This window comes from Pseudomonas sp. R9.37 (genome assembly GCF_963878885.1).
Lineage (GTDB): Bacteria > Pseudomonadota > Gammaproteobacteria > Pseudomonadales > Pseudomonadaceae > Aquipseudomonas.
Genome location: NZ_CAWNZA010000021.1, coordinates 1 through 14,305 on the forward strand (window position 1 = coordinate 1; position 14,305 = coordinate 14,305).

Annotated in this window: 13 protein-coding genes; 6 read left to right on the plus strand and 7 right to left on the minus strand. The window is 62.7% G+C overall.

Going from position 1 to position 14,305, the window contains the following annotated elements; all coding sequences use genetic code 11:
* Positions 1-362 precede the first annotated feature (362 nt).
* From AACU78_RS12100 to AACU78_RS12115, 4 genes are all read left to right on the plus strand, one after another.
* Positions 363-953: an antibiotic biosynthesis monooxygenase gene (locus tag AACU78_RS12100; protein WP_106580733.1), complete on the plus strand. Its 591-nt coding sequence runs from the start codon at positions 363-365 to the stop codon at positions 951-953.
* The gene (locus AACU78_RS12105; RefSeq protein ID WP_106580734.1) at positions 950-2,788 is read left to right on the plus strand and encodes an amidohydrolase; all 1,839 of its coding nucleotides are present in this window, start codon (positions 950-952) and stop codon (positions 2,786-2,788) included. Before AACU78_RS12100 ends, AACU78_RS12105 begins: the two co-directional genes overlap by 4 nt.
* A gap of 21 nt (positions 2,789-2,809) precedes the next feature.
* A complete protein-coding gene (gene ycaC, locus AACU78_RS12110; protein WP_106580735.1) occupies positions 2,810-3,427 on the plus strand; it encodes an isochorismate family cysteine hydrolase YcaC in 618 nt (205 codons plus the stop codon).
* A 182-nt stretch (positions 3,428-3,609) separates the two neighbouring features.
* A complete protein-coding gene (locus AACU78_RS12115; RefSeq protein WP_106580736.1) occupies positions 3,610-4,497 on the plus strand; it encodes a LysR family transcriptional regulator in 888 nt (295 codons plus the stop codon).
* 131 nt (positions 4,498-4,628) lie between these two features.
* Here AACU78_RS12115 and AACU78_RS12120 read toward each other — a convergent pair whose 3' ends face one another.
* From AACU78_RS12120 to AACU78_RS12150, 7 genes are all read right to left on the minus strand, one after another.
* On the minus strand, positions 4,629-5,576 hold the full coding sequence (locus tag AACU78_RS12120; protein WP_106580737.1) for a D-isomer specific 2-hydroxyacid dehydrogenase family protein: 948 nt from the start codon (positions 5,574-5,576) through the stop codon (positions 4,629-4,631).
* 13 nt (positions 5,577-5,589) lie between these two features.
* Positions 5,590-6,762 (minus strand): acyl-CoA dehydrogenase family protein, encoded by a 1,173-nt coding sequence (locus AACU78_RS12125; protein ID WP_106580738.1) that lies wholly within the window; start codon positions 6,760-6,762, stop codon positions 5,590-5,592.
* Between the two features lie 143 nt (positions 6,763-6,905).
* Positions 6,906-7,589, minus strand: coding sequence for a peroxiredoxin-like family protein (locus AACU78_RS12130; RefSeq protein WP_106580739.1), 684 nt, complete (start codon positions 7,587-7,589; stop codon positions 6,906-6,908).
* Positions 7,586-8,950 (minus strand): LLM class flavin-dependent oxidoreductase, encoded by a 1,365-nt coding sequence (locus AACU78_RS12135; RefSeq protein ID WP_106580740.1) that lies wholly within the window; start codon positions 8,948-8,950, stop codon positions 7,586-7,588. Before AACU78_RS12135 ends, AACU78_RS12130 begins: the two co-directional genes overlap by 4 nt.
* Positions 8,951-8,964: 14 nt before the next feature.
* Complete coding sequence (locus AACU78_RS12140; protein ID WP_106580741.1) at positions 8,965-9,939, minus strand: ABC transporter substrate-binding protein; 975 nt, start codon at positions 9,937-9,939, stop codon at positions 8,965-8,967.
* A gap of 98 nt (positions 9,940-10,037) precedes the next feature.
* Positions 10,038-11,621: a rhodanese-related sulfurtransferase gene (locus tag AACU78_RS12145; RefSeq protein WP_106580742.1), complete on the minus strand. Its 1,584-nt coding sequence runs from the start codon at positions 11,619-11,621 to the stop codon at positions 10,038-10,040.
* Positions 11,618-12,229 carry a cysteine dioxygenase family protein gene (locus tag AACU78_RS12150; RefSeq protein WP_106580743.1) on the minus strand — a complete coding sequence of 204 codons (612 nt, stop codon included), beginning with the start codon at positions 12,227-12,229 and terminating at the stop codon, positions 11,618-11,620. Before AACU78_RS12150 ends, AACU78_RS12145 begins: the two co-directional genes overlap by 4 nt.
* 225 nt (positions 12,230-12,454) lie before the next feature.
* Between AACU78_RS12150 and AACU78_RS12155 the strand changes: the two genes are divergently transcribed.
* Together AACU78_RS12155 and AACU78_RS12160 are read left to right on the plus strand one after the other, a co-directional pair.
* Positions 12,455-13,360 carry a LysR family transcriptional regulator gene (locus AACU78_RS12155; RefSeq protein WP_106580744.1) on the plus strand — a complete coding sequence of 302 codons (906 nt, stop codon included), beginning with the start codon at positions 12,455-12,457 and terminating at the stop codon, positions 13,358-13,360.
* Positions 13,361-13,483: 123 nt separating this feature from the next.
* A complete protein-coding gene (locus AACU78_RS12160; protein WP_106580745.1) occupies positions 13,484-14,278 on the plus strand; it encodes a class II aldolase/adducin family protein in 795 nt (264 codons plus the stop codon).
* Positions 14,279-14,305 lie beyond the last annotated feature (27 nt).

A 14,305-nucleotide genomic window follows, 5' to 3' on the forward strand; every position in this document is an offset into this window, starting at 1 on the left:
ACGCTGGCCGAACGCAGGCTTGAATCCGTGGGTAACCCGGCAGGACGCCGGGTTAGCCGTGTTGGGCCATGGATGGCCCGTCACGGCGGCCCACGGATTCAAGCCGGAGTGAGGGCACACCGAGCCTGAGCGAGGTGCCGAGTGGTGGGGCAAGAGCCCTTTGGTTACTTTGGGGCTTTTACAAAGTGACCCGCCGTAAGGGCGGAACCCATCGCGGCCGTTACTCAAATAACGGATATGTACTCCGTAAAAACCGGCCCCCAGAGGCCGCCACGTCAAACAGCACATACATCCAATTCCAACCCCCCCATTGCCCCCCAAACTCCCCCTATCGCACAACTCTCCAGGGGGGAATCAAAACCATGGACCCAACACCCAAAACCAGCCCCGACGAAGTCGTCACCCTGGTCGTCAAACACCTGATCAAACCCGGTCGCGAAGCCGACTACGAAGCCTGGCTACGCCGCATCGTGCGCATCGCCGGCGAACGCCCAGGCCACCTCGGCGTCGACGTCGTGCGCAGCAAACAAAACCGCCTGGCGCTGTTCACCTGCGTCCTGCGCTACCGCTCCACCGACGACCTCGAACGCTGGCTCGACTCCCCCGAGCGCCAAGCCCTGATCAACGAAGCCACGCCCATGCTCGCCGACGGCGACAACACCGAAATCGGTGCCGTCAATGAGTTCTGGTTCGCCCCCCTGGCCGACAGCGCCGCCAAACCACCGCGCTGGAAACAAGCCGTGGTGACCTTGTTTGTCATCCTGCCGCTGACCCTGCTGATTCCGATCGTCTGGGGCCCGGTGTTGCGCCTGCATCCGTTCCTCTCCAACTACGTGGTCGCAACCTTCCTGGTCACCCTGACCATCGTGCTGCTGGTGGTCTACCTGCTGATGCCGGCCGCCACCCGCCTGTTCGCTCCCTGGCTTGAAGCCTCTGTAAAGGAAACCCTATGAACGCCGATCTGATTCTGTTCAATGGCCAGTTCCACACCGTGGACCGTGAAAACCCGCGCGCCACCGCCGTTGCTATTCACCAGGGCCGCTTCGTCGCGGTCGGCACCGACGCCCAAGCCATGGCGTTGCGTGGCAGTGGCACGCAGGTCATCGACCTTAAGGGCCGCACCGTCATCCCTGGCCTCAACGACTCGCACCTGCACCTGATCCGTGGCGGGCTGAACTACAACCTCGAACTGCGCTGGGAAGGCGTGCCGTCCCTGGCCGATGCGCTGCGCATGCTCAAGGATCAGGCGGATCGCACGCCTACGCCGCAGTGGGTGCGGGTGGTCGGTGGCTGGAACGAATTCCAGTTCGCCGAAAAACGCATGCCGACCCTGGAGGAGCTGAACCAGGCCGCGCCGGACACGCCAGTGTTCGTGCTGCACCTGTACGACCGTGCCTTGCTCAACCGCGCCGCCCTGCGGGTGGCTGGCTATACCAAAGACACGCCGAACCCGCCGGGCGGCGAGATCGTGCGTGACAGCAACGGCAACCCCACCGGCATGCTGGTGGCGCGGCCGAACGCGATGATCCTCTATGCAACCCTGGCCAAGGGGCCGAAATTGCCGCTGGAATATCAGGTCAACTCGACCCGCCAGTTCATGCGTGAACTCAATCGCCTGGGCCTCACCAGCGCCATCGATGCCGGCGGTGGCTTCCAGAATTATCCCGATGACTACGCGGTGATCGAGCAACTGGCCAAAGATGAACAGCTGACGGTGCGCATCGCCTACAACCTGTTCACCCAGAAGCCCAAGGAAGAACTCAGCGACTTCAAGCACTGGACCGGCAGCGTCACCCTGCATCAGGGTGATGACTACCTGCGCCACAACGGCGCCGGCGAGATGCTGGTGTTTTCGGCGGCGGACTTCGAAGATTTCCTTGAACCGCGCCCCGACCTGCCGCTGACCATGGAGCAGGAACTGGAACCGGTGGTTCGGCATCTGGTCGAGCAGCGCTGGCCATTCCGCTTGCATGCCACTTACAACGAATCCATCTCGCGCATGCTCGACGTGTTTGAGAAGGTCAACCGCGACATTCCGTTCAATGGCCTGCCGTGGTTTTTCGACCACGCCGAAACCATCACCCCGCACAACATCGAGCGCGTGCGTGCTCTTGGCGGCGGTATCGCGATTCAGGATCGCATGGCGTTCCAGGGCGAATATTTTGTCGAGCGTTACGGCGCCAAGGCGGCCGAAGCCACGCCGCCGATCAAGCGCATGTTGGCTGAGGGCGTACCGGTCGGGGCGGGCACCGATGCCACACGGGTGTCGAGCTACAACCCCTGGACCTCGTTGTATTGGATGGTCAGCGGCCGCACCGTCGGCGGCCTGGAACTGCACGCCGAAGGCCTGCCGCGCCTCACCGCGTTGGAGCTGTTCACCCACGGCAGTGCCTGGTTCTCGTCGGAGCAGGGCAAGAAGGGCCAGATCAAGGTCGGTCAGTTGGCGGACGTTGCCGCGCTGTCGGCAGACTTTTTCAGTGTCGATGAAGAAGCCATCAAGTGGATCGAGTCGGTGCTCACCGTGGTCGGCGGCAAGGTGGTGTACGGCGCCGGCGACTTCGAAGATTTCGCACCGCCACGCGTGCCGGTGCTGCCGGACTGGTCGCCGGTGGTCAAGGTGCCGGGGCACTGGCGCCCAGGTTCAGCGTCACAAGCCCAGGTCCATCAATGCAGCGGCCCGTGTGGCGTGCATGCCCATGGCCATGAAAAAGCGCGCCTTTCCAGCGTGCCGGTCAGCGACTTCCAGGGTTTCTGGGGCGCGTTTGGCTGCTCGTGCTTTGCCTTCTAAAACCCCCAAAGGAGCTACCCCATGACTTACAAACGCTTGAACAAAGACGACGCCGTGGTGCTGTTGGTGGACCACCAGACTGGCTTGATCTCGCTGGTGCAGGATTTTTCGCCCAACGAATTCAAGAACAACGTGCTGGCGCTGGCGGATGTGGCCAAGTTCTTCAAGCTGCCGACCATCCTCACCACCAGCTTTGAAACCGGCCCCAATGGCCCGCTGGTGCCGGAGCTTAAGGCGCTGTTCCCGGACGCGCCATACATCCCGCGCCCTGGTCAGATCAATGCCTGGGACAACGAAGATTTCGTCAAGGCCGTCAAGGCCACCGGCCGCAAGCAATTGATCATCGCCGGTGTGGTGACCGACGTCTGCGTGACGTTCCCGACCCTGGCCGCGCTGGCTGAAGGCTTCGAGGTGTTTGTGGTGACCGACGCTTCCGGGACGTTCAACGAGGCCGTGCAACGTGCGTCGTGGGCGCGCATGAGCGCAGCGGGTGCGCACCTGGTCAACTGGTTTGCGGTGGCCTGCGAGCTGCAGATCGACTGGCGCAACGACATGGAAGGCCTGGCCAACCTGCTGTCGCCACGCATTCCCAACTACCGCAACCTGATGAACAGCTACTCGGCGTTTACTGCCAAGTAACCCCGCAGACAGCACACCGCTGAACCCTGTGGGAGCCGGGCTTGCCCGCGACGGCGCAGCATCAGTCGACATCACGGTTGGCTGACGCTGCGCTGTCGCGGGCCAGCCCGGCTCCCACATTTGATTTGTGGTGCCATGACTGACCGGTTATAAATCAGCAAAATGTCCACCGAGAAGCGACAATGAACCCCTTCGAAGACATGCGCCTGTTCTGCCAGGTCATGGAGTCCGGCAGCTTTACCGCCGCCGCCGAGCAACTGGGCCTGTCCAAGCAATTTGTCAGCCGCCGCCTGATTCAGCTGGAAGAGCGCCTGGGCGTGCGCCTGCTCAACCGTTCCACGCGCCGCCTGGACGTCACGCCGCTGGGCCAGAGTTATTACGAATCCGCCTTGCGATTGCTCAGTGACGTCGAGCAAGTGGAGCAGGGCATCGCCGGCCAGAACAGCGAGCCGCGCGGCACGCTGCGCCTGAGTGCGCCGCTGTCGTTTGCCATGGCTCACCTGGGTTGCCTGTTGCCGTCATTTCTGCAGCGCTATCCGCACGTGTCGGTGGAAGTCGATCTCAGTGACCGGCCTGTTGACCTGATCGGCGAAGGCTACGACCTGGTGCTGCGCATCGGCACCCTTGAAGACTCGACCTTGATCGCGCGGCGCATCGCCAGTGTCGAGCGGGTGTATTGCGCCAGCCCCGAGTACCTGGCCCGGCGCGGCACGCCGCTCAAGCCCGAAGACCTGGCCGACCACGATTGCCTGCCCTACGGCCACGGCCGCCAGGTGCAATGGCGCTTCCAGACCAAGGGCAAACTGCAGTCGGTGAATGTCAGCGGGCGCATGCGCGTGAACAACGGCGAGTTGTTGCGCGACACGGCGATTGCCGGGTTGGGCGTCACGTACCTGCCAACGTTTATCGTGGCCGACGCGTTGAAGGACGGGCGCCTGGTCACGCTTCTGGAAGACTTCGCCCCTGAAGCGCTGACCTTGTCGGCGGTGTACCCCCAGCACCGGCAAAGCTCCAGGCCGGTGCAGGCGCTGGTGGAATTCTTGCGTGAACGCCTGGCGGGTGGTTGCTGAACCACTGACACAGCATCGCACACCTGTGGGAGCGGGCTTGCTCGCGAAAGCGGTGTGTCAGTCAGCGTATCTGTAGCTGATCCAGCGCATTCGCGAGCAAGCCCGCTCCCACATTTTGATTGAGGTTTGGCTCAGAGATCGACGAGGTTGGCCAACTCCGAACCGTCCACATACCGCTGCAGATTCGCCAGGAACGTATCGGCAATCTCCTCTTGGCTGTTGGTCGAAATCGCCGAGGTGTGCGGCGACAACCTTACCCGCGGATGGCTGTACAACGGGTGCCCATCCGGCAGCGGTTCCGGCTCGGTCACGTCCAGCGATGCCAGGCCAACCTGACCGTTGTCCAACGCCTCCAACAACGCCTCCTGATCGAGCAAACCACCGCGCGCGATGTTGATCAGGTGCAGCCCCGGCTTGGCACTGCCGAGCACATCGCGGTTAACGATATGCCGCGTGCTCTCGGTCAGCGGCGCCGCCAGCACCAGATGGTCGACGCGGGCGAACAGGTCGTGGATATCCCCAGCGGCTTCGACGCCGTCGACGTCAAAAGAGGCATGGCTTTGACGCAACGCAACCACGTTGATGCCGAGCGCCAACGCCTTTTGCGCGAGGCTTTTACCAATTGCGCCAAAGCCGAGAATGCCCAGGGTAGTGCCCTTGAGTGGGCGCAATGGCGTGAAATTCCAGTGAGCATCCTTCACCCAGATAGCCGGCAAATGCTTGGACGCGGCAAAGATCGCCGCCAGGGCAAACTCGGCGAGGTTGTCGGCGGCGCTGCCGCGCGAGGTGGTCACCGGTGGGCCGTTGAACAGCCACTGCGGGTAGAAGTCGATGCCCGACGAGACCAGATGCACCCACTGCGCGCCGTACGGCCAGCCCGGCGGCGGGGTGTCCGGCGCGGTGTAGCCGCGCACGTTGATCGGGCGCAGCAAGAGGATATTGGCCTGGGGCGGCAAGTCACTCGGCACACCAGCAGGTACGCCGATTACCTGGGCTTCAGGATGAATCGAGGCGAGGCGTTCGCGGATCACCGCGTTGTAGTCTTCGTCCAGCTGGCTGGCAATAATCACCTGACTCATGAGCGTTCCTTATTCATTTTGGGCCACGTTGGGCGAACACAGCTTTGCCGACGCCTTGCAGCACAGCGTCGTTTTGTGGGGTATGCACGCGGCTGCACAGCACATCGCGGTAATGGCGTTGCAGCGGGCCGTGGCGTGACAGGCCGGGGTTGCCCGAGGCTTCGATGGCCAACTCGACGGCGCGGATCGCGTTGCCGGTCACCAGGTACTTCAACTGCGCGGCATTCGCGGCCGGTGTGTGGCCTTCAGCGGCGGCATCCAGCAGGCTGCGGTTGGCAAACAGCAGCGTGTCGATATGGCCGACGGTTTCCTGAAAACGCGGCAAGGTCGACAGCGCTGCGCCCAGATTGGATGGCTTGCGCTCCTCCAGCCATTTCACCAGCCAGTCCCGTGCAGCCTGGGCCACGGCGTCATACACCGAAGACAGCAACACTGACATCCACAGGAAACCATCGCCATCCAGCTCTGGCTGCGGCGCACTCCAGGGGCTCACGCTGACGGCGTGGTCCAGCGGCACCAGCACGTTGTCGAGCACCACTTCATGGCTGCAGGTGGCGCGCATGCCCAAGTGGTCCCAGGTGTCGATGATGCTTATGCCGGGGCTGTCCTTGCGCACCAGCCAGGCACCCACCAACGGGTCGGCGTCATCGCTGCGCGCCCATACGCTGAACCAGCTCAGACCATGGCTGCCGGTGGAGTAAATCTTGCGCCCGCTGACGCGCCAGCCCTCGGCGGTGCGCACGGCGGTGGTCGCCGGCAGGCCGCCCCGCGCCGGGGTGCCGAGGTCGGGTTCGACGCGCAGGGCGTTGATCAGCGCGCCGTTGCGCACCGCGTCTTCGGCCACTTGCACGCGCAAGTGCTGGGGCCAGGTTTTGCTGTCTTGCAAGCGCGTGTGTTGCAGGTACTGCATCACCAGGATCAGCGCGGTGGAGGGCTCGCCCTTGGCAATCGCGCTGATCGCCTTGCGCGCCTGGGGCAAGCTGGCACCGCCGCCGCCCAAGGACTTGGGCACGGTGAGGGCGACCAGGCCGTGGTCATGCAGCAGCTTAAAATTGTTGTGGGGGAAAGCACCGCTGGCGTCGTACAGGTGCGCGGTGCTTGCCAGCTCGGCGCTGAGACGTTCGAGCAAGGCTTCGAAGTTGGCGACTTCCACGGAGCGTAAGGAAGGTTGGGAAAAGTGGCTCATGGTTGCTTCACTCGATTCGATAGGTGTACGCCGATACCTGTGGGAGCTGGCTTGCCTGCGATAGCGATTCCAGGCTGACAGTGTTGGTGGCTGAAACACCGCTATCGCAGGCAAGCCAGCTCCCACATTGAATCGGTGTGATTTCAGATAGCGATACGCACGGGCTGTTGGCCCAACAAGCGCTCCACCACCTGCAACACCGGCTCGGCCTCGGTACGCACCAGCCAGTCCGGGCTGACCTCGACAAACGCCACCGTGCCGTCCTGGGCAATCACCACCACGGTTGGCTGCGGCAATTCCCACGTGCCGGTACCGGTGGTTTCGCCGATGCTGCTGCCCTTGGCCAATGCCGCGTTGCGCGAGGCTTCGTCAAAGCTGTAAAGAATGCCCAGGCGCCGCCCGAGGGTGTTGTCCGGGTCGCTGGCGACCAGCAGTTTGAGGCTATGGCGGGTCTTGATCTCGACCAGGCGCTGTGGCACTTGCGGGCTGACCGCCACCAGCGGCACGCCCCATTCACGCAGGCGCGGGTAGAGCTGGCGCTCGTAATAGGGCAGGGCGATGTTGCACGCCGGGCAGCCGGCAAAACGGAAGAAAATCAACACCGCCGGCCCGTCGGCCAGCAGCAGGTCGAGGTTCAGTTCGCCGCCTTCCACATTAAGCAAGGTGAACGGGTCCAGCGCATCGCCCACCTGCACATACGCGTCGGGCTGCGCTTCATCCACCAGGCGCTGGCGCTGGTCGATATTGACCTGCAACGCCGCCGGCGCCCAGGTGGCCACACGTTCGGCATGCAGCTCAGCTAATTGATGGTTGAGGGATTCGCTCATGCCAGCGCCTCCTGTTGTTCTTCGACCTCGGTGGCGACGCTGTAACGGTTGGCCGGCACGTCCAGGCCCAGGTTGTCGCGCAGCGTGTGGCCGCTGTACTCGGTGCGGAACAGGCCGCGCTGTTGCAGCACCGGCACCACCAGCTCAGTGAAGTACTGCAAGCCATCCGGCAGCACCGAGTTGATGATGAAACCATCGCTGGCGCCGGTTTCGAACCAGGTCTGGATCGCATCGGCGACTTGCTCCGGGGTGCCGACAAAATCGCGTTTGGGCCGCGAGAAACGCAGGGCCACTTCGCGCAGGGTCAAGCCTTCGTCCTTGGCCAGTTGCTTGATGCGCTCGGAGCCGCCTTTCTGGCTATTGGCGCCCAGGTCGCCGAGTTCCGGGAAGGGTTCGTCCAGCGGGTATTGGCTGAAGTCATGGTCGTTGAACGGGCGGCCGAGGGCGACAATGGCGTCCTCCACGGTGACCAGGTCCACGGCCTGCTGATAGCGGCTTTGCACCTCGGCGGCGTCACGCCCGACAATCGGGCGGATGCCCGGCAGGATCGACAGGCTGTGGGCGTCGCGGCCAAAGCCCTTGGCGCGGCGCTTCAAGTCGGCGCTGTAGGCTTTGGCTTCTTCAATGTGCTCGACGTGCACGAAAATCGCATCGGCGTTTTGCGCCGCAAAGTTGCGCCCATCCTCCGAGGTGCCGGCCTGGAAAATTGCCGGTTGGCCCTGGCGCGAACGCGCGATGTTCAGCGGGCCTTTGACCGAGAAAAACTCGCCTTTGTGGTTCAGCGCGTGCAGCTTGTGCGGGGTGAAAAACTCGCCACTTTGCTTGTTGTAGGTAAAGGCGTCGTCTTCCCAGGAATCCCACAGGCCCTTGACCACGTTGAGGTGTTCCTTGGCGATGCGGTAGCGCACGGCATGCGGTGGGTGCTCGGCCTTGCCGAAGTTGTCGGCGGTGCCGCTGAGCCACGAGGTGACCACGTTCCAACCGGCGCGGCCGCCGCTGATGTGGTCCAGGGACGCAAACTGGCGTGCCACCTGATAGGGCTCGCTGTAGCTGACCGTCACCGTGGCCACCAGGCCAATGTTCGTGGTCAGTGCGGCGAGGGCTGAGAGAATGGTCAGTGGCTCGAAGCGGTTGAGGTAATGCGGGCTGGACTTGGCGTGGATATGCAGGCTGTCGGCGATGAACACGAAATCGAATTTGGCGCTTTCGGCCAATTCAGTCTGCTGCTTGTAGAAACCAAAATTCGTACTGGCATTCGGTTGCGCCTGCGGGTGGCGCCATTCACCCCAGCCGTGACCGACGCCGTGAACCATGGCGCCCAGCTTCAAATGGCGTGGCTGCAATTGACCTGGCTTGCTCATGTGTAGCTCCTTGCTTAGCGCGATGCTTGGGAAGTGGGAAAACGCTCGGCGTTAAAGCTCTTGTCGAAACCCTGCGACACGTCGATGTGCCTGGGCAGCAGGCCTTCCTTCTGATAGGTGTCGGCCGTGGCTTGCAGGCCGCTGATCACGCTGTCGTCGATCACGACGGGGCTCAGATGAGTGTCCTTGGCCACCTCGACGTGCACCGCCAACGGCAGGCCGGTGATTTTCGATTGGGCGGCAGCGTATTCATTGGGGTGCGCATTGGCCCACGCATAAGCGCGATCGACGCGGGCGACGAAGTCGTCCAGTTGCGCGCGTTTTTCGCTGATGGCCTGTTGGGTGGCCGCAAAATACAGGTGGTTGCTCAGCAACGGGTTGCCGCTGACCAGCACCCTGGCCTGGCTTTGTGAGGTGACCACCGTGGTGTACGGGTCCCATGTGGCCCAGGCGTCGACTGTGCCGTTATCGAGCACCAACCGCGATTCGGCGGGCAGCAGGAATATGAATTGCACATCCTGGGTGGTCAGCCCGGCGCTGGCCAGGGCCTTGATCGCCAGGTAGTGGCCGATGGAGCCGCGGCCCGTGACGATTTTCTTGCCCTTGAGGTCGGCCACCGTCTTGATCGGTGAATCCTTGGGCACCACCAGGGCGGTGGTGTTGCGCCCTTCGGCGTGGATGATGCTGACCACTTTGAGCGAGGCGCCGGCGCCCAGAGCAAACACATACGGCGCATCACCGAGCGCACCGACATCCACGGCGCCGGCATTCAGGGCTTCGCCCAACGGTGAGGCGGAGGGGAATTCCGACCATTGGAGGGTGTAGGGAACGTTTTGGGTTTCGCCCGAGGCTTCCAGCAGGGCCTTGATGGTGGATTTTTGATTGGCCACGCGCAGCGGTTGCAGGTCGGCGGCCTGGGCGGTGGTGAGCAGGCCGAAGGCGAGGGCGGTGCCCAGCAACAGGCGTTTGAACGCAGGGGTAAAGGTCATGAGCGATAGATTCCAGACAGATCGAAAAGGTGTGGGTTACCTCCGCCTGGAAAGGGGTCGGTGCGGCCTGCCCCGGTCCGGGGCAGGCGTTAAGGGGATCAGATCACGTAGAAACCATGGGTGCCGTCGCGGGCCAGTTGGTCGACCAGGCCGAACTCCCAATCCAGGTAGGCCTGCATGGCTTCCTTGGGGCTGTCGGTGCCTTCGTACGGTCGGCGGTAGCGGTCGATACGCGCTGAGGCCAGGTGCGTTTCTCCCGTTTCCAGCGGCAGTTGTTCGGCGATCCAGTGCGTGGTGCCGCCTTGCAGCAGGAACACCGGCTTGCCGGTCAGCGCTTCGACTTCGGCCACCGCCAGGCGTGCCAGTTGGCTGGTGCCGCAGGTCAGCACATAACGCTCGGCGGGCGGTACCTTGGCCAGCGCCTCGGGCAATTGCGCACGCAAGACCCAGTGAGCACCGGGGATGTGGCGCTTGACGTAATTGACGCTGGGGGTGAAATCCAGCACCGCCGTGTCGCCGTGGGCGAGCCACTCCGCCAGGGTGTGCGGGCTGATCAACTCGGCTTGCTGCGGCGCCGGCACGGGTGCTACCCAGGCACCCGTTTCGCTGAAGTGCGCCGTTTGCAGGTCGTCGAGCACATGCACCTCCCAGCCCAGTTGCGCGAGCCAGGAGGCGGACATGTTGGCACGCACGCCGTCATCATCCGCCAGCACCAGGCGCGCACCGCGCACGCTGGCGACGTGATCGGTTTCCTGCACCAGCTGGCCGCCCGGAGTAGAGCGTGCGCCAGGCAAGTGGCCGGCTTCGAATTCTTCCGGGGTGCGCACATCGAACAGGTACGTGGTGCGGTGCGGTTCCTGCTGCCAGCGTTGCAGATCAGCCAAAGTCGCACGGCCGACGCGGGCTTTGTCGGCCACGCGGCGCGCGTCCCGGGCGGCGATCTGGCGGTGTTCTTCGCGGGTTGGCGCAAAGCGCCGCGACTGGCCGTGGGCGAGTTTCTGCCCGGCCAGGGTCCAGCCGATGGTGCCGTTACGCAGCGCCGACACCGGGTTGGCGATGCCAGAGTTGATCAGCGATTGAGTGCCAATAATGCTGCGCGTGCGCCCGGCGCAGTTGACGATGATGCGGGTGGACGGGTCCGGCGCCAGTTCACGCGCGCGCAGCACCAGCTCGGCACCGGGCACGCTGATGCCGGTGGGGATGCTCATGGTCTGGTATTCATCGAAGCGGCGCGCGTCGAGCACCACCACGTCGGCTTGGTTGTCGAGCAGAGCCTGGACTTCTTCGGCGGCCAGAGACGGGGTATGGCGCTCGCTCTCGACCAGCTCGCCAAACGCCTTGCTCGGCACGTTGACGTCGATAAACAGCTCACCGCCGGCCTTGCGCCAACCGTCCAACCCCCCTTCAAGCAGGCTGACCTGGGTGTAGCCCAGCGCAACCAGGCGCTCGGCAGCGCGTTGCGCCAGCCCTTCACCGTTGTCGTAGACGGTGACCTGGGTATTGCGCCGTGGAATGCGCGCGTACACCTCCAGCTCCAGTTTGGACAGCGGGATATTCGCAGCGAACAGCGGGTGCGACTCGGCAAACGGCGCTTCTTCGCGCACATCGACCAGGGCGACTTCTTCACGGTCCAACAGGGCCTGACGGATCTGGGCGAAGCTGCGGTTCGATACGGTGGTCATAGGGCAGGGCTCTTTTCTTTGGACAAATCCCAGATGTTCGGGAGGTAGGCGTTGGAATAACCGGAGATAAACAGTTTCTCGCTGCCGTCGGGCTGATACACCGCGCGGCGTACCGCACCGATATTGGCACCGTATACATGAATGCTGATCGACACCTGGTCGCTGTGGGCATTGCTGACCTGATGGATATCGCCGACCTTGGGCGACACGGCCTCGACCTGACCCGGCACCAACTGAATCGGCTTGCCCTCGGCAACGAGGCGGCCGTCGGGTGCGCGTTCAAAGCCCTGGGAAAATTCCGAACCGCGCAGCATGCCGATCAAGCCCCACACGCGGTGGTCATGAATCGGCGTGCTTTGCCCCGGCCCCCACACAAAGCTGACGATGCAAAAGCGCTGGCGCGAATCGGCATGCAGCAGAAATTGCTGGTAACGCGCGGGGTCGGGTTGGGCGTATTCGTCGGGCAGCCAGTCATCGTGGCTGACCAGTTGCGCCAAGAGCTTGCCGCCACGGTGCAGCAGGTCGCCTTCGCGTGGATTGCCGTCGATCAATTCCGCCAGGGCGCCTATAAAGGCTCTGAGTCTCTCGGGGTGTCGGGCCTGGGTCATGGCACTTCCATCGCTGCTTTAACGGGGAGGGTTTGATGGGTTTATATAAGCATAATGTTTATATTTAATATGCTATTTTTTAATGATTAGCTTATAGCTTTAGGTAATTTAGAACCGCTCTGCATAGCGTTAGACGTTATCGATCACAGCGTGGACTATCCATGCAGCGTTCATGCAACTATGCTTCGCACACATCTTAATGACTGTTCTCTATGTGCGGCCCAAATGAAAATTGACGATATCGATGCCTTTGTCGAAGTGATTCGTTGCCAGTCCATCAGCCATGCCGCCGAGTCGTTGCAACTGACCCAGCCGGCCATTACCCGCCGCGTGCAGAACTTCGAGCAGGCGCTGGGTGTGGAGCTGTTCGACCGCAACACCAAGCCCCTCAAGCCTACGCTGATCGGTACGCGCGTTTATGAACAATGCCGGCTGATCCTGCGCGAAATGGATGCCCTGCGCGAACTGGTGGCCACCGATGCGCCGCCGACCGGCGTATTGCGCCTGGGCGTGCCGCAGACCATCGGCGACGTGGTGCTGCTCGATGCGCTCAAGCACCTGCGCACCGAATACGCCGACTTGCGCACGCAAGTCGCCACGGGTTGGGGCAGCCAACTGGTCGGCAAGATCGAGCGCGGTGAACTGGACGCGGCGGTGGCGCTGTTTCCGGCAGGCAAGATTTTCCCGGACAACATCGTCGGTGAGTCCATCGGCAAAATGGAGTTGGTGGTGGTGTGTGCCAAGGCGCAGTTGCCGAAGAAGCCGTGCAAGTTGGCCGATGTGTACCATAACGGCTGGATTCTGAACCCGGATGGCTGCGGTTTCCGGGCCGGCTTGCAGCGCACCTTGTCTGATCAGGGGTTGGCATTGCGGGTGAACCTGGAAACCTTCGGCACCGAGTTGCAATTGGGGCTGGTGGCAGACGGTTTGGGTTTGGGGCTGGTGCCGCGGCCTTTGCTGGAGCGCAGCGCTCACCGTGAGCAACTGGCGGTCATGCCGCTCAAGGATTTCAAGCCGGTGATGGATTTGTGGCTGATCTATCCGCATTTTCTCGGCAACCTGCAGGGGCCGGTGGATGCATTCGGCAAGCTGGTCGCGGACTCGCTGCACAAGATCCGCAACGCCGCCTGAGCGAGGGACGTGGTTTTTATAAAAAAAAATAATAATTAGCTTAGATTAAAATGTGCTTTTTATTATTTTTCGGCATCCCCTAGGCTGCCTGGAAGTCCTTAAGGCCATCCAGGAAGTTTTGCCATGAGTAGCGTCACCTCTCTATCCAGCGTTTCCAGCAACGTCCGCCAGCGCGTATCGCCCGAAGAGTGGGAGGTGCGCGTCAAACTGGCCGCGGCCTATCGGCTGGCGGCGTTGTACAAGTGGACCGATCACATCTACACGCACTTCTCGGCCCGCGTGCCGGGTCCGGATGAGCATTTCCTGATCAATGCCTTTGGCTTGTTGTTCGATGAAATCAGCGCGTCCAACCTGGTCAAGGTTGACCTTGACGGCACGATTGTCGACGACCCTACGGGCCTGGGCATCAATTACGCAGGTTATGTGATTCACAGCGCCATCCACGGCGCGCGGCATGACCTGCAAGCGGTGCTGCACACGCATACCCGTGACGGTATTGCGGTGTCGGCGCAGAAGGACGGGCTGTTGCCGATTTCCCAGCACTCTATCGCGTTCTCCGGGCGTATCGCGTACCACGGCTATGAAGGCGTGGCGCTGGACCTGGACGAGCGTGAGCGGTTGGTGGCGGACCTGGGGGACAAGAGTGTGATGATTTTGCGTAACCATGGGTTGTTGACGGCGGGGGTGAGCGTTGAGCATGCGTTTCAGCAGCTGCAGGGGCTGGAGCGTGCGTGCAATATCCAGGTGGCGGCGCAGGCGGGCGGGAATGCGCAGTTGATCTTTCCGCCGGCGGAGGTGGTGGCCAAGGTTGAAGAGCAGGCCAAGGTGTTCAGCAACGGGGCCGGGCCGGGTGTGGCGCGGCATTGGAATGCGTTGGTTCGGCAGTTGGAGCGTACTGATACCGAGTATAAAAACTGACGTCGGTAGTGGTGGGGGGGCTTGGGG